The organism is Geobacillus sp. 47C-IIb, assembly GCF_014679705.1.
In the GTDB taxonomy this organism is placed as follows: Bacteria; Bacillota; Bacilli; order Bacillales; family Anoxybacillaceae; genus Geobacillus; species Geobacillus thermodenitrificans.
On the sequence record NZ_CP061473.1, the window covers coordinates 1548388 to 1567933 of the forward strand.

At 38.2% G+C, this 19546-nt stretch carries 20 protein-coding genes and 2 pseudogenes; 8 read left to right on the forward strand and 14 right to left on the reverse strand.

The features are described from left to right. Window positions 1-127 precede the first annotated feature (127 nt). Window positions 128-1262: pseudogene (locus tag IC804_RS07950) on the forward strand (IS4-like element IS5377 family transposase). A gap of 170 nt (window positions 1263-1432) precedes the next feature. Here IC804_RS07950 and IC804_RS07955 read toward each other — a convergent pair. From IC804_RS07955 to IC804_RS19020, 7 genes are all read right to left on the reverse strand, one after another. Beyond that, the gene (locus IC804_RS07955; RefSeq protein ID WP_013399920.1) at window positions 1433-1804 is read right to left on the reverse strand and encodes a type II toxin-antitoxin system RelE family toxin; all 372 of its coding nucleotides are present in this window, start codon (window positions 1802-1804) and stop codon (window positions 1433-1435) included. A gap of 1 nt (window position 1805) precedes the next feature. Then, window positions 1806-2195 carry a hypothetical protein gene (locus IC804_RS07960; RefSeq protein WP_015865138.1) on the reverse strand — a complete coding sequence of 130 codons (390 nt, stop codon included), beginning with the start codon at window positions 2193-2195 and terminating at the stop codon, window positions 1806-1808. Window positions 2196-2363: 168 nt separating this feature from the next. Further along, window positions 2364-3269 (reverse strand): tyrosine-type recombinase/integrase, encoded by a 906-nt coding sequence (locus tag IC804_RS07965; RefSeq protein ID WP_190300674.1) that lies wholly within the window; start codon window positions 3267-3269, stop codon window positions 2364-2366. Window positions 3270-3425: 156 nt separating this feature from the next. Next, on the reverse strand, window positions 3426-4172 hold the full coding sequence (locus IC804_RS07970) for a hypothetical protein (protein ID WP_081157672.1): 747 nt from the start codon (window positions 4170-4172) through the stop codon (window positions 3426-3428). A 69-nt stretch (window positions 4173-4241) separates the two neighbouring features. After that, entirely contained in the window at window positions 4242-5102 is an 861-nt protein-coding gene (locus tag IC804_RS07975; RefSeq protein ID WP_144038757.1) for a tyrosine-type recombinase/integrase, read from the reverse strand. 13 nt (window positions 5103-5115) lie between these two features. Continuing rightward, on the reverse strand, window positions 5116-5436 hold the full coding sequence (locus IC804_RS07980; RefSeq protein WP_171698723.1) for a hypothetical protein: 321 nt from the start codon (window positions 5434-5436) through the stop codon (window positions 5116-5118). A 16-nt stretch (window positions 5437-5452) separates the two neighbouring features. Beyond that, window positions 5453-5686, reverse strand: a complete 234-nt coding sequence (locus IC804_RS19020) for a helix-turn-helix domain-containing protein (RefSeq protein WP_223812916.1) — start codon at window positions 5684-5686, stop codon at window positions 5453-5455. 45 nt (window positions 5687-5731) lie between these two features. Between IC804_RS19020 and IC804_RS19025 the strand changes: the two are divergent. Then, window positions 5732-5812 (forward strand): annotated as a pseudogene (locus IC804_RS19025) (hypothetical protein); the annotation flags it as partial. Between the two features lie 68 nt (window positions 5813-5880). After that, entirely contained in the window at window positions 5881-6099 is a 219-nt protein-coding gene (locus tag IC804_RS18545; protein ID WP_223812964.1) for a hypothetical protein, read from the forward strand. Window positions 6100-6130: 31 nt separating this feature from the next. Here IC804_RS18545 and IC804_RS07995 read toward each other — a convergent pair whose 3' ends face one another. The 4 genes from IC804_RS07995 to IC804_RS08010 form a co-directional block, all read right to left on the reverse strand. Next, window positions 6131-6841 carry an ATP-binding protein gene (locus tag IC804_RS07995; protein ID WP_370543788.1) on the reverse strand — a complete coding sequence of 237 codons (711 nt, stop codon included), beginning with the start codon at window positions 6839-6841 and terminating at the stop codon, window positions 6131-6133. A 37-nt stretch (window positions 6842-6878) separates the two neighbouring features. Further along, window positions 6879-7652 carry a helix-turn-helix domain-containing protein gene (locus IC804_RS08000; RefSeq protein ID WP_171698726.1) on the reverse strand — a complete coding sequence of 258 codons (774 nt, stop codon included), beginning with the start codon at window positions 7650-7652 and terminating at the stop codon, window positions 6879-6881. A 312-nt stretch (window positions 7653-7964) separates the two neighbouring features. Continuing rightward, window positions 7965-8216 carry a hypothetical protein gene (locus IC804_RS08005; RefSeq protein WP_190300677.1) on the reverse strand — a complete coding sequence of 84 codons (252 nt, stop codon included), beginning with the start codon at window positions 8214-8216 and terminating at the stop codon, window positions 7965-7967. Window position 8217: 1 nt separating this feature from the next. After that, entirely contained in the window at window positions 8218-8454 is a 237-nt protein-coding gene (locus IC804_RS08010) for a winged helix-turn-helix domain-containing protein (protein WP_190300678.1), read from the reverse strand. A 483-nt stretch (window positions 8455-8937) separates the two neighbouring features. On the opposite strand from IC804_RS08010, the gene IC804_RS08015 reads away from it, so the two are divergent. Then, window positions 8938-10176, forward strand: a complete 1239-nt coding sequence (locus IC804_RS08015) for a replication-relaxation family protein (protein WP_190300679.1) — start codon at window positions 8938-8940, stop codon at window positions 10174-10176. Window positions 10177-10508: 332 nt separating this feature from the next. Next, a complete protein-coding gene (gene dnaB, locus IC804_RS08020) occupies window positions 10509-11816 on the forward strand; it encodes a replicative DNA helicase (protein WP_223812917.1) in 1308 nt (435 codons plus the stop codon). 233 nt (window positions 11817-12049) lie between these two features. Here the strand turns inward: dnaB and IC804_RS08025 are convergent, their stop codons facing one another. After that, the gene (locus IC804_RS08025; protein ID WP_081157667.1) at window positions 12050-12286 is read right to left on the reverse strand and encodes a hypothetical protein; all 237 of its coding nucleotides are present in this window, start codon (window positions 12284-12286) and stop codon (window positions 12050-12052) included. A 242-nt stretch (window positions 12287-12528) separates the two neighbouring features. Continuing rightward, window positions 12529-12819, reverse strand: coding sequence for a hypothetical protein (locus tag IC804_RS08030; protein WP_190300680.1), 291 nt, complete (start codon window positions 12817-12819; stop codon window positions 12529-12531). 555 nt (window positions 12820-13374) lie between these two features. On the opposite strand from IC804_RS08030, the gene IC804_RS08035 reads away from it, so the two are divergent. The 3 genes from IC804_RS08035 (at window position 13375) to istB (ending at window position 16155) form a co-directional block, all read left to right on the forward strand. Beyond that, on the forward strand, window positions 13375-13686 hold the full coding sequence (locus IC804_RS08035) for a hypothetical protein (RefSeq protein ID WP_190300681.1): 312 nt from the start codon (window positions 13375-13377) through the stop codon (window positions 13684-13686). 109 nt (window positions 13687-13795) lie between these two features. Further along, complete coding sequence (gene istA / locus IC804_RS08040) at window positions 13796-15394, forward strand: IS21 family transposase (protein ID WP_223812918.1); 1599 nt, start codon at window positions 13796-13798, stop codon at window positions 15392-15394. Further along, window positions 15391-16155, forward strand: a complete 765-nt coding sequence (gene istB, locus IC804_RS08045; RefSeq protein ID WP_081157650.1) for an IS21-like element helper ATPase IstB — start codon at window positions 15391-15393, stop codon at window positions 16153-16155. The genes istA and istB overlap by 4 nt, the downstream gene beginning before the upstream one ends. A 474-nt stretch (window positions 16156-16629) precedes the next feature. On the opposite strand, the gene IC804_RS08050 is transcribed toward istB, so the two are convergent. Continuing rightward, a complete protein-coding gene (locus IC804_RS08050) occupies window positions 16630-19485 on the reverse strand; it encodes an S-layer homology domain-containing protein (protein ID WP_190300682.1) in 2856 nt (951 codons plus the stop codon). Between the last annotated feature and the right edge of the window lie 61 nt (window positions 19486-19546).

Sequence of the window (19546 nt, forward strand, 5' to 3'; positions counted from 1 at the left end):
TTCATGGAAAGAAAGTAAAGAATTCAGGCGTGTTGATTATCCAATAAAATCCAAAGGGTATAGAAAAAAGAGCACCTTTCCTGTAGAATGTGAGTAGCGACACAAACAAACCCAGGAGGTGCTCTCTATGAACAAGCATACCACACTCCCGAATTTGATGCAAAAACTTGTTTCGGATGAAGAGATTCAACTGATTGCCGAAGCGGTTGGGTATCGTGATTCGTCTCGAACCTTTACGTTGCGCGAGTTGATTCACTTCTTCCTGCTGGCCGCCATGCATCAATGGAAAAGCTTTCGCCACGGAGCCGATGTGGGGCCTCTGTATGGATTGCCGCGATTCCATTATTCAACTGTATCCAAGAAAGCGAAAGAAGTTCCCTATGACATCATGAAACGCTTGTTGGCGTTGATCATTTCCAAGTGCAACCGCCAAACCCGCCGCTCGCTTCGGTTTCCCAAACCGCTTCGGGTGGTGGATTCGACGACCGTCACGGTCGGGAAAAACCGCCTGCCATGGGCGCCGTATCACGGCGAACGCGCCGGAGTGAAGCTGCACGTCGCGTATTCGCCGGAATCCTCGTTGCCGGCAGACGTGGTGGAAACCATCGGACTGCGTCATGATGGCCCGGTGGGAGAACAGTTGACGAACGCTCAACAAGTGCTGGTGGAAGACCGGGCGTATTTCAAAATCGAACGCCTCGATCGATTTGTGGAGCAGCATCAGCTCTTTGTCATTCGGATGAAGGACAACATCGAACTTCATCAGAAAAAAAGCTTGAAACGCCTTTCCAGCACATCCTCATCGGTTCAAGCCGACTTCACGTGCCAGTTGGGGACGAAACAATGCCGCTCCACCAAGCGTCACCGGGTGGTGATCTTTCGAGATGCGAATGGCCGCGACATTCGGGTCGTGACGAACCTCTTCCATGCGTCTGCGGAAACCATTGCCGACATGTACCAACAACGTTGGACTGTTGAGGTCTTTTTCCGTTGGGTGAAGCAATATCTGAATGTCCCGACCTTGTTTGGCACGACGGAAAATGCGGTATACAACCAACTGTTTGCGGCGTTCATCGCGTATGTGTTGCTGCGATGGCTGTATGATCAAACCAAAAAACAGACGAACGTCTCTCTTTCCTTCATTTCGTTCGTTCGCCGTTTTTTTCTCTGGGCAGCTTCCTCTCGATTGGAAATCCGGGATGGCCGCTGCTTTGTTTGAGTATGCCCAAATTTATGGAAGGCGTATGTCTAATTTTGGATAATCAACACTCGTGTAAAGAATTCATTTATGACTCACATAGGAATAGAATGATTAATGATTAAAAGCCAGTCTTAATTGACCGGCTTTTAACATTTAACCATGTATAAGATACATTTCCCCAAAATATTTTGATTAACATTTCATAGAAAACTTGAATCTTAAAGTCTGTATCTAATCCATTTCCATGAAGAATTTTTGTAAACGTTCCGCAGCCATTCGATATGCCTTTTTCTTATCACGAGGGCCTATTGCAATTATTTCCATTCTTATCGGCTGTCCTTCAACCGGGCGATAAATAATTCTAATATTTAGTGACTTTGACTTAATCTTTGCAAAACCATGCAAGTCCCCATGTAACGATTCAGCAACTCCATCCGGCTTAAATAGGGGACCTTGCTTTGCCCTTCTTAAAATTTCTAATAAAACGGTTTGTCTATGTCCTTTATTAATCGCTTTAATATCTTGCTTTACATCCTCAACAAACCTCAGTTCAACATTATATTTTTCTAAAATAAGCTCCTGCAAATCTTCAAGTGTTTTCACATCAATCTTCCTCTAATAATTTCATTAATTCGTTTACATTAATATCTGCTTCATCAAAAATATCTGATAAAGTTTGATTTACAGGTTTATTCTTACGTGCATATGCCTCTTCCATAACAATTTGATCAAGTGCTTCTTCTACAACTTCTTTTATTTGAAGCAGTTGCTCAAAATAATCTATATCGACGACTACAGCCAGTGCATCTTTCTTTTTTGCATTTTGAATAACAAATACTTCATCTGAGACTCCATTTGAAAAACGATCAAGTATTTCTGATAATTTTTTTGTTCTAGAAATATCCGTAACACTTAAAACATTAGTTTTCAAAAAATTCAATGTGTTTGTATTGGCAATAGGATATTGTTCTTTTGTCAATGTATGAACACCCACTTTCCATCCTCCTTTCTTTAGTATATGCATTATTATCTATATTATACACATAATTTTACACAAAAAACAACACATTTATTTATGGCCTATATTCCATTTGTTAATACATTAATTCTTCGCATTCCTAACATATTTTTGTTATTACCTAAAGTACAGATTTCAAAAACATTACACCTTCCTTAATGCCTCAATCTGCTCTTCTTGTGATGATTCCAAATATATAGCTGTTGTCTGTATACTCTCATGCCGGGCCAATCTTCTTATGATTTCAATCGGTGTTTCAGCATTGGCTAAGTTCTTACAGAAGCTATGACGGAAACGGTGCGGAGTGATATTCTCCATGTTGGCGAGACGGGCGTATTTTGTCAGCATCTTTTGAATTCCCCGCTCGGATAAAAACGGTGAACGCTCGGATACAAATAATCGTGTGGATTCTTTATGTATGTCCTTTTCTAGGTTTTTTCGATACTTCAGCCATTTACGTAAATTTTTGGCGTGTTTTTGAACCAGTATTACAGTGGCAAACTTATTCCCTTTGCCTTCCCGAATGATCACTTGAACATCTTTATCTTTTGTTATAATGTCGTTTATTTCTAATGAAGAAACCTCATTTACCCGCAGTCCTGAATAAAGCATTAAATCGATAATGGCTAAATTTCGCAGCCGTTTGAATTCATTTGGCTCCAATTGTACATAACTAATGAAGCGGTCTTGTTCTTCTTTTGTCAGCCATTTTGTTTGATTTGCCCCATTAGCATAATCCAGTTTTTCGACTTTGATGCGTGTCATCGGGTTGTCCTTAATGATCCCGCTGGAAAGCAAAAAGGCAAAGAAGACTTTCAATGCAGCGATGTATTTATTAATGGTCGCCGGTTTCCGTTTGCATTGATGTTTTAAATAGCTTATATATTCCTTAATATCGATTGGACGTGTTTCTTCTATTATATATTCTCCATCCCGCTGCTCTTTCCATGTTAAAAAATGAACGACTGTTGTCCGGTACGACGCAATGGTTTTTGGGTCTTTCGCTTCTTCATATAAATAGCGGACAAACGGAGTGACATAGTTCTGCATAACAAGCTCTCCTTTAAAAAAAATTATGCGAACAATCTAATCCGTCGTTCTTGATAATTATGCGAACAAAAATAAAACCATTTTAAACTTGTTGTTCCTAGAATAGTATTTCTACGACCAATTATTATGTATAAATCAGGGGGAATCACCCCCTGATCATTGACTGAGTAAAGCATCTACCTCGTGCTTATAACCATATTTTCGAAAGAAATCAATAATTGCTGTTTCAATAATTTGACGCTGCGTAATATTTTTTTCATAACTATAATCTTCTAAAAGCTGATGAAGCAGATGACTCATTTGTACAGATTTTGTTTTCGCAATTCCCTTCACGAGATAGCGCGGCACCTTATCTACAATAGGATCCTCCACTTTAATGTTCAGTTTTTCGTATAATGTTTTAATGAGATGGATGATCTCTTGTTTTTCATTTCCATTCAATTGCTCTTTATTGTTATCGCCTGTCTTGGTTGTCTCCTTATCTGCTGAATCTTCGTCTATGATTACACCAGATTTACGAACATAGTTCCCTTCATTCACATTCCATTCATATCCTTTTTTCGTCATATAGGCTGCTAATTCCTTATGACTTTTAAATCCAAATTCGATTGCCACGGTCTTGGGATCTTTACCTTCATTGAATGCATTTATAATTCTTGATACTTTACCAGAGTGAACATTTTCATCTTTCATATGACTAATCCGAGTTTCTTTCGGCACATAATTCTTCTTTTCTCGATCCCATTTAAAATTTCTACGTCTCATATACATATCGAGCGTTCGATAGTCATTGTGTTTAAATTCCTTAGCTAATTCCTCTCTAGTTACACCTGCCGCTAAACTTCTTAAAATATAATTTACCCGTTCATCGTAAATCGGTTTTTGATCCTCTGGCATGCTCATGGCAAATTCCTCCCATAGTGTTTTATTTGTCTAAATTGGTGCATCTGTCTAAGCAGATGCACCTTGGATTTATAGTTTGTCCACCGCGGTTTGCAATTCGTTTTCATTGAGTTGAAGATACAGTGTTGTAGTTTTTAATGATTTATGGCCGAGCAATTTTGAAATGGCAAATACATCTACACCTTCACGCAGCAAATTGGTCGCAAAAGAGCGGCGTAGTGTATGGCAAGTCACGGTTTTATCCCACCCGAGTTTCTCCGTAGCCTTATGAAGGACAAGATTAATGTATCCCGCTGATAATCGTCCGGTTTTTGTAGTTGCCAGCACATAATCAGAATCTACATCCACACGAATATTATTTAGATAATCATCAAGATAAGGCTTTAAGGCCTTGGCAATCGGGACATATCGCTGCCTTCTTCCTTTTCCGTTAACGAGAAATCGGTTTCGTTCAAAGTCAATATCACTCATTTTTAACCCTTTTGCTTCGATCACCCGCATGCCAGAATACGACATCAAGGCAACCGCAAAGTGAATAATCGGGTGATCGATCGCGTCTAATAATTCCTCAATTTCCTCTTTTGTTAAGGCTACCTTTTTTTCCTCCATCACTTTTACTGGATCCACTTCCGCAGCTACATTTCGTTCCACCCACTGTTTTTTGACGGCATAATTAAAGAACGAGCGCAAGCTAAATAAATACCGATTGCGGCTTCGCGGAGCCAATTCCCGCTCATCAACAAGATAGTACATATACTCTTCCACATCTTCTACCGTAATATCTTCCACATAAACCAAACTATTGTAGCGGTCCGTGATAAATTGATTAAAGCACCGCAAGTCTTTCATATATCCCTTTACAGTCTCCGGACTCATTTCATGGTAAATCATATATTTTTTAAAATGCTGTTGTCCTTCGGTAAAGAGCATATTATTTCCCCCTTTACATTGCTTTAAATCGAATTTTCATTGCCTCCATGACAAGATGTTTATTCTTATCATCTAAATAATCAATATCGTTTAAATCAAGCTTTCCTCGGCCAGAATATAGATGAAGAGCTAACTGTAAAATGAACTTTTCGCTTCGAGACCAAGGCTTTGATAATTTCTTTAATTTTTCTTCTTCAATAATTCCTTCGTAAATATTAATGTAATCATCTGTTAAATAGTTTTGTAATTTGCTATGATTAGTGAAGAGAAAAAGAACCGCTGCCCAATAAGGGTCGTGATTTCGCAAATACTGAATAGAATTCAACTCATTCATAACTTCACCTTCTTAGTTATTGAATTGTAAAAATGTCTTGAAATTCTACTTCAAGCTGATCCACGATTTTTTTGGCTATAGCGGGACTGGGACTTTTCTTATTGTTAATAATCTGGTTTAAATACGTCTCGCTTGTACCAATCCTTTTGGAAAACTGCCGTTGTGAAAAACCGCGTTCCATCAGCATAATTTTGAACTGTCGTGAATCTTTCAGAAAGATTTTCAATGTCCTGCTACACCTCCTCCTCATAAAATTTTTAAATTGTGTATGCTATAATTTGGTTGGTGAATAAACATGTATAATAAAGAGTTCGGTGACTATTTACGCTCACTCCGCAAAAGGAAAAACCTTTCGATTAAAGAACTGCAGGAGCTTTCAGGAGTGAGCGATGCTTATATCTCACAAATTGAAAACGGAAAAAACCGATTCCTTCGCCAAAAACCTTGGAAAAATTGTACAAGCATCTCGATGTGTCCTTTGAACAATTACTGGAAAAAGCAGGTTACATCCCAACGATCAAACAGCATACTTCTGTCGATTTATATGACATACTGCAAAAACCATCTATTACTTATAAGGGGTTCCCGCTGTCCCCAAAACAGCGGGAACTGCTGAAAGATTTGCTGAATGAATTTATCAGCAATCATAATTCAACACAATAATGATTCAAACAATGATTAGCTTGTGTTATATTTAAAAAGAGAAGATAAATTCTGCAATGCATTCGTTTTCTTGCTGTGCTAAATAACTACGAACACTTTCGTCGGGCAGAGGAACTGGAAAAGTCATTTTTTCGACACGGCTTTCAATTCTTCCAGCCCGATATTTTTTTTGACAGTTGATTGATTTCAATGTTAGAAGTAATAATCGTCGGCCTCTTATCATCCGATCATCAAGGATCTTTGTAAACATTTCTTCGGACCAATCAGTGGTCTTCTCAACTCCGAAGTCATCAATTACAAGTAGCTGTGCTTCAGTAAATTGTTGGATGATTTCATAAGCACTGTGATTGCTGTCATCAAAAGTTTTTTTAATTTCATGCAGTAAATCCGTTGATGAGATATAGAGACCGCGGATATCGTATTTTTTGATAAGAGCATTTAAAATACTCACTGCTAAACGAGTTTTGCCGCTCCCCTTCGTTTCGCTAAACAAATACAATCCTTTCCCCAAATCCTTAAATTCTCTATAATTGTTAACATATTTAATAGCAACTTCCTTCGCAGTTTTCGCTCTCTCTTGACTCTCTTGCATCTTATAAATATCCGTTTTGAACGAGCTGACAGTTGCATCTATAAAATCGAGTGGCACTTTAGCTGACTTAAGCTTATTGGTAATTTGACGATCATAGCGGCATCTACATTCTCTCATGTAACAAGTTCCGTTATCGTCTTGAATGAACATCCAGCCCGTTCCGTCACATTGCCCGTAAGGACACTGTTTAGAAATCACATTCAAGATCTGTTTGCCATCTTTCGTTTTCGGATAATCGGTTTCGAAGTTGCTTATACCATAACGTGTCTGTAACTTTTTGAGGATTTCGTTTAAGCGGCTCAGATTGTTTTGCATGGTTCATAACCTCCTGATTTACAGCGTCTTTAACAGCTTGATGGTTTAAAGAACGAGATGCATCTTCATCTTTTTGATTTGAAGTAATCTCTGTAGTAGTCTTTGGTATTGCACCTGCATCAAACACTTTCGAACTATCATTATGCATTCTCGAACCTGCATTTTCTTTACTTGAAGAATTATCTTGGACACCTAAAGACTTCTTATCGCCTTCGCCAGATGTAAGCCATTCATAGCCTTTGAGCGAGTACCCTAGCCGTTCCAGTTCCTTGACGACTTTAACGAGATTTACACGATATTGATAAGTTCTATCCCATTTTAAACGAGAATTTGTTCGTTTAAATAAATATCCTTTTTCCTCCAAAACCTTCAAATGCCGCCGAACTGTCGTAGGGTGAACGTCTAATAAAATCTCTTTTGCTAGTTCTTCCGCTGTCTTATAAATCCAACCGTATTGTGGTAGTTCTTTATTAGATTCATTTTCGTTGTTGAATCGTTGCTTTTCTTCTTCCCGATACAATTTGGCATCTTTTGTACGGTTTTCCCAATAAACAAACTGATTTAGCGCTAACGCTTGAATATAGTGATCTGTTAACACGGTAAATTCTTCTCTTAAAACTGCAATCTTTAAGTTTTCCGTAGTCATATCCCCACCTCATTAACTGTTTTTAAACAAAATATTAACTTTGGTTAAAATAATAATACCTATTTTTAACTTATGCAAACGAGAGTTTAACAACTTACCATACCTGTCTACCTCCTTCAAACGCAAAAAACCCCAAACTACAGGTACACTGCACGCATGTGCCAAAAGACACAGGCACAGCATACCTGACGTTTGGGGTTTTCCCTTTTGAGTCCATATTCAGTTTACATTGCATTCATTTCGATTACGTAGATTATTTTAACACTAATTTTCTAAATGTCAACTATATTTTTACTTTTATATAAAATTTTTTTACTTCTTTTTTCCTTCTTCGATCATTTTTTGAACGACAGGCTCATATTTCTCTAGAAACTCAAGTAGCGCAAGTGAATGCATTTTTCCAATTTGAACACCCGCCGTTTTACAAAAATGTTTAAAGCGTTCAGCAATCTCTTCATCGGTCTTGAATGCTTTGCTTACTAATTTACCAGTTGCTAAAGTTAAAAGGGCTGCATACAAATCTGGCTTCTCTTTATATTCTCTTGTCAAATCAATCTCCTTCACTTCATTTTTTTCTTTTTCTTTTCATTCTTTTTCCGGTCACAACTTCATCCCTTGGCTCTTCTTCAAGTTTTCCGTTGTATTTCCATTCTCCCATGCTATTTTGAGTATAACCCAAAGAAATCAGTCGTTTTCTTAACGCCCCACTTGATAAACCAAAAGACTCACTTAGTTCATATACAGTAATCTCTTTGTTTTCATTCAGGAATTTAATGATTTCCCCAGCGGTTTTCATGTTCACCACCCTTTCACTCCAATTTATTGTAATTTATTTGGGTTTACCAACAGGTACAAACATTATACTTTTGATGTTTTTGTATTCGAACATGTTTTATAAAAATTTTCTTCAGTGAACTCGTTCGAATATGAAGGTTTCAATAGTACAATTTATATATAAGTCCACAAACATCTTGTGAGTATTGCTACTGTTTCAAAGAATAATCAAAAGCAAAACAGACAAACGAATCATCTATAGAACAAAAACGGCCACTTGGACCGTTTTTTATTTTTTATTAGTAGCATTCACTAAAAAATTCATTAAAGATTCACCGCATGAATCACGCAGTGAATGATTCATCAGTGAATTCACAGCTAGACTCACGGTGCTTTAGCTTAAAAAACCCCTTTAATTTCAAGACTTTGCAACACAATGACTGATTTTCTGCATTTCTGACAAGAACCACAACAATATAGTTTCAAAATTGACTTGCAAAGGAGAATAGAGATGGCGAAAATTCTTGGTTACCAACTTTCAGAGACTTCCATAAAACTTTTAAAATTTTTATTCTATTATCGCGGCATGACTGCTTTGCAATTAGCCAAGATGTATTTTAAATCTCACAATCCTACAGCGGTACAAAAGTCTTCTGTTCACAACTATTTGCGCAAGCTAAAGGATCAAAAACTAGTCACTTCAAAGAAATTGGATGGAGATAATTATGTGGGCTCATTATATTACTTAACTCAAGCGGGATTAGAAGTAGTAAAATCTCTTTTAAACATTGAAGATGGGCAAACAGGGACGGGCTATATTTTAGCAAATGAGAATAAGGAAGATACACAAGCGGATTTAGAGTATGGTATTTATAAACCGCCTATGGAGCAAATTCATCATCACTTAATACTCATTGACTTTTTTGTTCGTTTGCGCTTAATGTCGAATCAACAAGTGGATCATCGCTTGTCGATGTACGCTTCAAAAGAATACGAGTACAACGGAAAAGAAGCAAAGATACGACCGGACGCAGAAGTAGTTTTACCTTATGATCGGCACTACTGCATTGAAATTGACCGAGCTACAGAAAGTCATTCTCAACTCATACAAAAATTTGAGAACTACCGTCATTACTTTGAATATGCGGAAGAAATAAATGAAAAACTTCCGACCGCCATTGTGTTTGTAACAGATGAAAAACAATACCAATACGGAATGAACCGACGCTGGACAAACGTATTAGCGGCTTATTTAAAAACGATGGGAGATTACGCTCTAAAAGTGAATCTCTTTATGTTACCTTTAAATAAAGTGGAGCATTTTATTCGGTTTGAAACCTATCGACCACAGCTTAACCGAAAAGTTCAAACCCTTCTAGAAAAAACATTAATACAAAAAGGAAATTATAAAGACGTACAAACATTTAAACAGCCAACGGATTATTCCAGCATAGATTATATGATTGCCTTTACCCAAACGAAGTATCATGTTTACTTTGTAAGAGTAGCGTATGAGTACGATGCTTCCATTTTCAGCGGGTTCCATCACTTTATAAATAATCTTGGTGACATTCACCGAAAGCAACAGACACCTTACAAACCATCAGGGGTTAGTCAAGCTATCTTCTATACGGATGAGCGACCGTTTTTACCGGATTACATGCGGAAAAATTATGACTTGCCGCAAGAATTTCTTTCACATTTAGAACTTTTATCTCAACATCTTTCTATGTACAAACTCCCGCTATAACCTAGAAAACGGACACAGCATTGGCTGTTCGTCCGTTTTTTATTGCTTGATCAAGTTGTCCGTCTTATCTCATTCCGAGTCACTTTTATATATAAAAGTAAACTTTGTTCATCTTGTGCAGCATCATTAAAAATCGTTATTCGGTTTCCAGCAAGCTATTGTTTACTGAAGTATTCTTCATATCCCCCTAAACAAACAACCAGTAACTTGAAATAATTCATAATAAATTTTTTGCAACAAAAAGTATAAAAAAATTCTACAAAGTATTCGAATGACGAAAAACACCTGCTAGCATATTTAAAACTAGATAAAAGGAAGGGGACTCAATAAATATGAACCAGAACGACTCAAACATAATCTATGTAGAAGCAGAACAAGCAATTTTAGGAGCAATTTTAAATGAAGGCGATTTAATTCAAGATTGCACATTTCCTGCCGAGTACTTCGGCACACGGGAGCATCAATTGATTTATCAAGCAATGCAAACACTGCAAAAGAAAAATGAAAAGATTGATATCGTGTCGGTAGCCACTCAACTGCAAGAAATGAATCAAATCGAAGAGGTCGGAGGCGTATCTTATTTATATGGCTTAGCCAACGCCGTGCCTACAACGGCGAATTTCTCATTTTACGTTCATGCCTTAACGGAAGGATATAGATTAAGAAAAGCGCAGGCTCTTGCTTTGTCGCTTGCTTTATCTCCAACCGAGGAAAAGATCAACGAAGTATATCAAAAATTAGGGACTTTACAGGAATTATCCTCATCTTCCATTCGAACCATTCAAGATGGTCTCTTTGACATCTACGAAAATCTTCTATCCCCACAAGGCGATGTCGGAATCGATACGGGATTAATCGATTTGAATCGTTTAATCGGTGGCTTTCAAAAAGGTGACTTAATTATTATAGCGGCAAGACCCTCGATGGGGAAAACCGCATTTGCTCTCAATATTGCGATGAGCCATTTAAAAAACGGCGGAGTGGTAGACTTATTTTCACTCGAAATGTCCGAAGAACAACTGTTAAAACGCATGTTATCGGCGGTTGCAAGAGTCAACAGCAAGCGATGGATCGATAAAAACTTTTCGAAAGAGGATTATGAGGAGATTGTACAAGCCATCGGAATCATGGGCAAATGGACCGGGGTATTAAATGACAGACCGGCACAAACGATTGCAGAAATCCGCTCGACTGTGCGTCAGTCGATGAAACAATATCCGAATCAACCGCATTTAATTGTGATTGATTATTTGCAGCTCATTCAACCTATCGGGCATTTTGAACGTCATGATTTGGCCATCGGAGAGATTACCAAGCAATTAAAAAATATCGCAAAAGAATATCATGTCCCAGTTGTTCTCTTATCACAACTCAATCGCGGAGTGGAGTCACGCGCCGATAAACGGCCGATGATGTCCGATATTCGTGACTCAGGAAGTGTCGAACAAGATGCAGATATGATTATCAGCTTGTACCGTGACGATTACTACAATCAGCCATCCAACCCGAACAGTACAAGCATCGTTGAACTGAACGTTTTGAAAAACCGCAATGGCCAAACCGGCAAAGTCGAGGTAGCCTTTCAAAAAGAATATGGCTTATTTTTGAATCTTATGAAGCACAGTGATGTGCAAAAATGATAGAAAATCGTGATATTGTGTCTAGGACAACGTGTCCTAGACATGAATAAAAAATTACCTTGCTCCAGTTCGTGTCAAAAGAAATTGGTTACTTAAGATTGGATGGATAATGAAAAACAGGAGAGCAAGTTGCACCATATTCCATATACTCTCCTTTTTATTTGTGAATCGCCTATTTATTGATGTTCCCGCTGCATTAATGATTGTATAACGTAATACCACTTGTTTTCCCATTACTCTAATCGAGTAATGCTTATCATTTCACCTTCGTCTGGCCAAACAACGCGATTATTCTCATCATACCTCAACCCATTGACAAAAGGGAAAATGTAAAGCTTTTCACCTTCTAACAGTGTCTCTACATATTGCTCTTTCACAATTTCGCATGCCTCTTCAAGCGAGAAAGCCTTAATGATTTTCTCTTTTACATCCATCTCTTTTTTGGATCGAATGACATAAAATTTCTTCATTCTAGAACCCCCGCTTTCCAATCATTAATATGAAAAATAAAAACCATCAGCTTCATGCATTACTTGTATAGCATTCAACCGATGGATTTTTCACTATGTCATCCACAACCCAAAAGGCCTCTTTTTATATTTTCCTCTTCAACAAATAATAAGTACAAAATAGCAATCTTTTAAATATTGTACTCCTCACCCTCCGTCATTTTAACCAAATTTTTTCGATAAAAAGGCTATCTCTTATGTATTTACTTTTGTTCTTCTATGCCTTTAAGAATTAGTAGCTTGATTTCGTCTAACAGTGGATCAGAGTAAAGACCTTTAATTTCTTCTAACCTCTTGGTTTTCTCGTTCCAAATGGCAAACGAGTCAAAAAACCATTCTCCTTTCGATAAAAGAGGTCTTTTTAAGCGAATAAGAGAAGTGTATGTGAAAGGGAAGGAATGAAAGGAGGCCTTAACTTCCATGAATTGATACAAAGTTTTCTTTACTACATCCTTTTCAATAAAAATACGTTCTAACTCCACTCCATCGATCATGTGAGATCACCTCATGATTTATTCGTTTCACCGCTTTCTGCTGTTCCCATCACATAGTGTTTGCTACTTCTAAGAAACCATCGATTTTTTCTGTTTCGACACTAAATTCAGACAACAATTCCGCTATCTCTTTTACTCGATACAGAGAATGCTTTCTGTCCCCCTTCCCTGACCCGTTTTCCCCCTCTTTTCCAATTATTCACTATAACGTCTAGAAAATCCTTCCACTGAACATCCTATAAATAGAAAAAAATCAAGCAAGATCTTTAGCATCATCAGCGGATTCCTTGTTGTCGTAGCCATATTCTGTTTAGAATACTCTCACTACAAATATAGATACAAAACTTTTCATTTTAGTTAGAGCATGTATCTAATACAATTATTTAAAAATGGAAATGATTAAGAATTAGACTTGGCAAATCACTTCGCGCGATGATCGCTACTATCAATTTGCCGGATGAGATGATTAAATAATTATAGATGTGGCAAAAACATAATAAAACCAACCAAGCGATCCGGCAGCATTAATAAAATTAAGTATAGAGGTGTATTCAAATGGATGTTTTACCAAGAATTGATACCCAAACAAAGCAATGCATCGAAGACTTCCATAACCTTATAAAAAAACAAGAGCATTTAATCGAACAATTAAATCAGTTAATAAAAGAAAAAGAAGAACACACGATACCTCTAGTATCAACCGTTAGAAAATTAATCGAACACGGTCTAAGCCGGGATGAAATTCTAGATATAACGAATATTTCATCAGAAGAATTTGATCGCATTGTTTCTAAAGATAGACGCTGCCAACTACCGTATATTTATTTAAACGATGAGGAATCGAAAGAATTTGAGAAACTGCTGTAACTGCTAAACTAAAATGGACAGAATCCGACAAATAAAATTGAACACTCATTTACCAATTTTACTCCGAACAGCTATGATAGATGTTGAATGCTATCTAGCTGTTGGAGGGATGGAAAAGGTGGATAAGTGGGAAGTGTACATGGAAATTTATCAGCTCTTAAAGCAAGGATTTAGTAAAGCCACTATCGCTAAAAAATTAAACATATCCAGAACGACATTATATAACTATTTAAAACGTTCACCAGAGGAAATGACGATATGGCTGGCTTCTACGAAGCAGCGAAGAAAAAAGTTAGACCCTTACCGAGAGATTATTTTACATTGGATTCAGAAGCATCCAGATCTATCAGCGTCTCAAGTACAAGATTGGCTGGAGGAACAATATCCCGATCTCCGTGTGGGAGAAAGTACGGTCCGCAGCTATGTGAGGAATTTACGAGAGGAGTGGAACATCCCAAAAGAAACTTCTGTCCGCCAATATCAAGCAGTGCCAGATCCACCAATGGGTCACCAAGCGCAAGTCGATTTTGGAAAAGTCAAAGTAAAAAATCAACAAGGAAAGGATATCGTGTTATATTTTATCGCCTTTGTTCTTTCGCACTCCCGTTATAAATACATGGAGTGGCTGAATCGTCCTTTTACGACGAGAGATGTCATCCAAGCGCACGAGAATGCGTTCCAATGGTTTGGGGGAATCCCAAACGAACTGGTTTACGATCAGGACAACCTGATTGTGGTCAGCGAAAATGCCGGGGATCTCATTCTCACGGCCGAATTTGAAGCCTATCGGAGACAACGAAACTTGACTCTTCATGTATGTCGAAAGGCAGATCCGGAAAGTAAGGGGAAAATCGAAAACGTCGTAGGATTTATCAAACATAACTTTGCCAAACATCGGATCTTTACTACTATCGATGCATGGAATGAACAAGGATGGAATTGGCTGCGCCGAACAGGAAACGGCAGAGTTCATAATACGACAAAAAAGAGACCGGCCGATGTGTTCGAACTCGAAAAAGCACACTTACGACCGATCTCTCCATCATTGGACGTGACTGGTGTCCCCAAAACAAACCTTACCAACAGTATAACAAGGACGGTGAGAAAGGACAATACCATTCTGTACAAATCCAATCGATACACGGTTCCGTGCGGAACCTATACATCGTTTGGGAAAACGGTGCAAATCGTCATTCAAGAGGCAGAACAAGAACTCCTGATCTATGATTTGGAAACCGGGGAATACTTAGGGAAACACCCGATCACTCACGGCAAAGGGAAACTCATTCAAAACCGGAATCATCTGCGTGATCGAGCGAAAGGGATCGATGTGTATCTCGAGAGGATTGCCCATGAATTTGAAAATCCGGATGCGGCCAAGGAGTATCTCGAACGTATACGAAAAAACTATCCACGATATATACGGGATCAATTACAGCTCATTCAAAAGCAGCTGGCTCAATCTCCACTCTCTCTGTGCAGCCAAGCGCTGCAAAAATGTATGGAATTACAGTTGTATAGCGCCTCTGCATTTACAGATATGGTCGGTTACTTACAACGACAACATAGATGGAACACTTCCGACAAAGTCGTTTCAGTGAACCGAATTCAACCATTACGTGAGGGGAACCTTTCGGTTTTGGAAGCTCAACCAGCTGTCAGAAGCATCGAAGAATATATTGAGATTTTGGAGGGAAGAACGAAATGAGCCAGCTGGCGAAAGTACAAGAGTTATTGCGAACGTTGCGTTTGACAGAAACGGCTTTTCACCTGCCTGTACTAGTGAAACAAGCAGAAACAAACGAGATGACCTATCTTCGTTTTTTGTCCATAGTATTACAGTATGAACAAGATTGTCGGGAGAAAAAAGCACGGGAAAGGCGTCTAAAATGGGCAGCTTTCCCGTATTACAAGACATTGGACGAGTTTCAGCTGGATGAACAGCCATCACTGACAAAACGGCAATTTCATCAATTGCGGGAACTCGCATGGTTAGACCAACTTTTTAACTTAATTTTATTAGGACCGCCAGGTGTAGGGAAAACCCATTTAGCGATTGGACTTGGGATGGAGGCGATTGATCAAGGGTATAAAGTGACGTTTATTACCATGGGAGAGTTGATTCAAGCGTTAAAAACAGAAGAAATCACTCGCAAATCTCGAATTCGTCTTCAGCGTCTAAGAGAATCCAACCTCGTGATTATCGATGATCTCATGTTTATGGCGATGGATCAACGAGAAGCCAATTTGTTTTTCCATTTGATCAATGACTTGTACAATCAATCATCCATTATTTTAACGTCCAACAAGGGACCAAGTGAATGGGGAGAACTACTGGGGGATCCAGCGATCACTACAGCCGTATTAGATAGAATTATTCATCGGGCAGAGGTGATTCATTTAAACGGAGACAGCTATCGCATGAAGCATAGAATTTCCATTTTCAGCGATGAAACTGTTCAAAATTAATGAGCAAAAAGTGTTCAATTTTACTTGACGGTTACAACTGCTTGAGGATATTCATAAATCAAAGGATATATATGAACTAATCGATGCAGAAAAAGAAAGAGAAAGGATCAAATTCATTCATCGCGTCTTGCTTCGATATCAGAAGGAGATGGATCTATTATCCCCACAAGAAAACGAAGATAGCGGCGAAAAGATAATGAAATACTTGGAAAGAGCGGTTAAAAACGAACAGGCTAAAAGTGCTTACTATTCATTGGTTCGTATATTTGGAAACGAAATAAAACGGAAAAGAGAAGAAGTTTTGATTAAAGTCTCAGATGACTAGACTAGATATCATCCATTTCAGGGTAAAGCCATTGCCGCTTTGCTTTTTTTCTTTTTTAATTGAAGAATTGAAGAAAGGAAAAGAAAAAGCCCCGCAGAGATTTCTCTCCGCAGAGCTTTTCGGTATTTTTCAGAGCAGTAGCTTTTAAATTATTCAGTAACAATAAACTTAACAGTTGCTGTTTTACCATCTAACAAGTAAGTTACAGTAAATGTATCTCCTGCCTCTACATTTTGGATATCAACTGTACGACTTCCATTGCGATCAACTTTGAATCGCTGAGCAGGATCTGTATCTACAGTTTTCTCTTTTATATTTGTAACAGTAATAATTGGTGCTGGATCCGCGATTTCAACACCATACTGATCAGTAACTTTTAGAACTGCACTCAAATCAGCAGCGTCATTTTCATCTGTTAAGTCAGCTACAGCAATCGAAGCTGTGCCATTCTTTACAACGTCAGTGAATTCAATTTTATCCGCTTTTGGTTTTACTTTAGAAACGACAATATCTTTTGTAAGTGTTACAGGATCTTCTTCACCTTCTACGATAACAGTTACTTTCGTTGTAATTTCATCTTTTGTACCGAATTTGTCTTTGTCCGTTTCTGCATCTAATTTAACATCAAGTTTACCATCTGTGAATGTAAGAACATTAGAATCAACAATTACATTATAATAATTTGAAGGTAACTCAACTTTCGTACCGTCTGCCTTTACGCCGTATACTTTAAGGGCTTTCGCGTGAGTGCTTTTAGTGCCATCAGCATATAATTTTCCAATTTCGCCAATTTCGAATGAAGTAAATGCAGACTTGTCAACAGTATTAAATGTTACTTTTAATGGGCTTGTTGCTACATCCTTAAATTTGTAAGTATTTTCCGCAATTTTTTCAACACGTTGTAACTTGAACGTTACTTCTTCTGAACCTTTTTCTAATCCTGTAATAGTAATCTTACCATCGTTGGCAGTAATCTCAGCCCCTGCAACTTTTACAGCACCGTTTTCAGAGTCAGTTACAACAATTTTATATCTTCCGAGGCTAGCTCCATTTTCTGTATTTGTTAACTTGTCTTTCAAATCAAAAGTACGACCGTATTGGTCTTTAACAACAAGGTTAGAAAGACTAATTTCTACTTTACCATCTTTGGCTACGGTAGTTGTGACATTTTTAAGAGACTCAATAGTTGCTGCATATGCAGCTTCTTTGACATCGATAGTTAATTGAGAAACTTTCCCACTTCCGACAACTGTAGCCACTAACACTTGCAATCCTTTTGTATCAGGTGCAGTGTACTCAAGGACAGCATTCCCAGACGCATCTTTTACAAGTTTGGCTTTATCAGTATTGAAGGTAACTTTCCCTTCCAATGCTTCGTATTTTGTAACTGTATTTCCATATTGGTCAACGGCCGTAAACGGAAGTTTCACTTTTTCTCCAGCAGCTACGATTTCAGTTGGTGTACCTAAAGTGAAAGTATCAAGTGCTGGAGCGGCTTTCACGTTTACTTCAAACTGGGCTACTTTACCACTTGTTTTAGAAATGGCTGTAATAATGACTTTTCCACCATTTGCATAATTCGGACCAGCAGTAAATTTCAAACCAATTTTATCCTTATCCTTACCTTGACCATCGTATGCTTTATCAATTGTTAAAACTGACGGATTTGAAGAAGTGAACACAACATCGTCATTTACTTTTGATGCATTAACATCATTACCATACTGGTCTTTCGCATTTAATAACAACACGAAGTCACCAACAGCTAAGTCACCAGAAAATTCTTTTCCGTCTTTGTTATAAATACCAACGAATTCAACTGTATCTGTAGCTGAAGCATCGCTAATAGTTACAACACCTGAAACTACCGTATTTGTTGAAACATTAATACCTGTTATAGCAACTTTATCTCCTGTTTTGAAATCAGATGTGTTTGTTAAAGTTAAAACACCTTTATCATCATCTTGAGCATCAACACCGTTAGATGCTGTCCAACTAATAGAGGAAGCAAGTGGAGATTTTGTAATATCTTCTCCATATTGGTTAAACACACGGTAAGCAACAGTTGCCTGTTTTTTGTTTTGCGCATTAATTGGAGCAACTTCACCAAGGAGTTCGATTTTAGCTACTTTCTCATTTTCAACTTTAACAGAACCTGTAAGAGCTTGATCAGCAAGACCAGTTACGTTAACAGTGTACTCGCCTTCAAATAATTTGCTAGCAAGTTCAAGTTCAACAGATTTTTTATCCGCAGAGAAAGTAGTTTTTGCTACGTTTACAGTAACAGAACCTTTTTTCACTTCAAACTTAGCTTTAGTGTCATCAACAGCTTTGTTGAAAGTTACTTTTAAAGTTTTAGCGTTAATCGCACTTACCGATACAACTTCCGGAGCAACATCAAGGTTCGCTGCTCTGTATACGAACTGCGCAAAATCGCCGCGCGTGATGTTTTCGTACGCGCCGAAGCTTGTTTCCGTTTTACCGCTCGTTACGCCGTTGTCATAGAGCGCTTTAACGAACGGAGCCCACGTTGCGTTGACGTCCGTGAACGGAAGCGCGTTGTCGTTTTGTTTTTCTAATTTATAAGCGTTGGCAATGATTTTCGCCATTTCGACACGAGTCAGGTTGTCGTAGGCACCAAATTTGCCCTCGCTTTTCCCATTCAAGATGCCCGCTTCAACCAACGCGTTGACGTATTTCGCACGGTCTTTCGGTACATCCGTGAAACCAGCGTCTTTTGCGTTGTCTACATCAAGTTTCAATACTTTCGCCAAGATCACCGCTGCATCCAAGCGAGTGATTTGTTCGTAAACGCCGAATTGCGTTTCTGTTTTACCGTTTGTTGCACCTGTCGATACTAAGAAATCGACCGCATCTTTGTATTGCGGCGCAACGTCAGTAAATCCTGCAGCTAAAGAAGCAACAGGGGCTACCGCAGATGCAACCATGGCTGCTGTTGCTGTCGTTGCAGCAAATTTGCGATAGGACTTAGGTTGATAAGCCATGAATGATTTCCTCCCCGTTTTGCATATATTTTTATTTTTATAGTGAATCGAAGGCATCAGG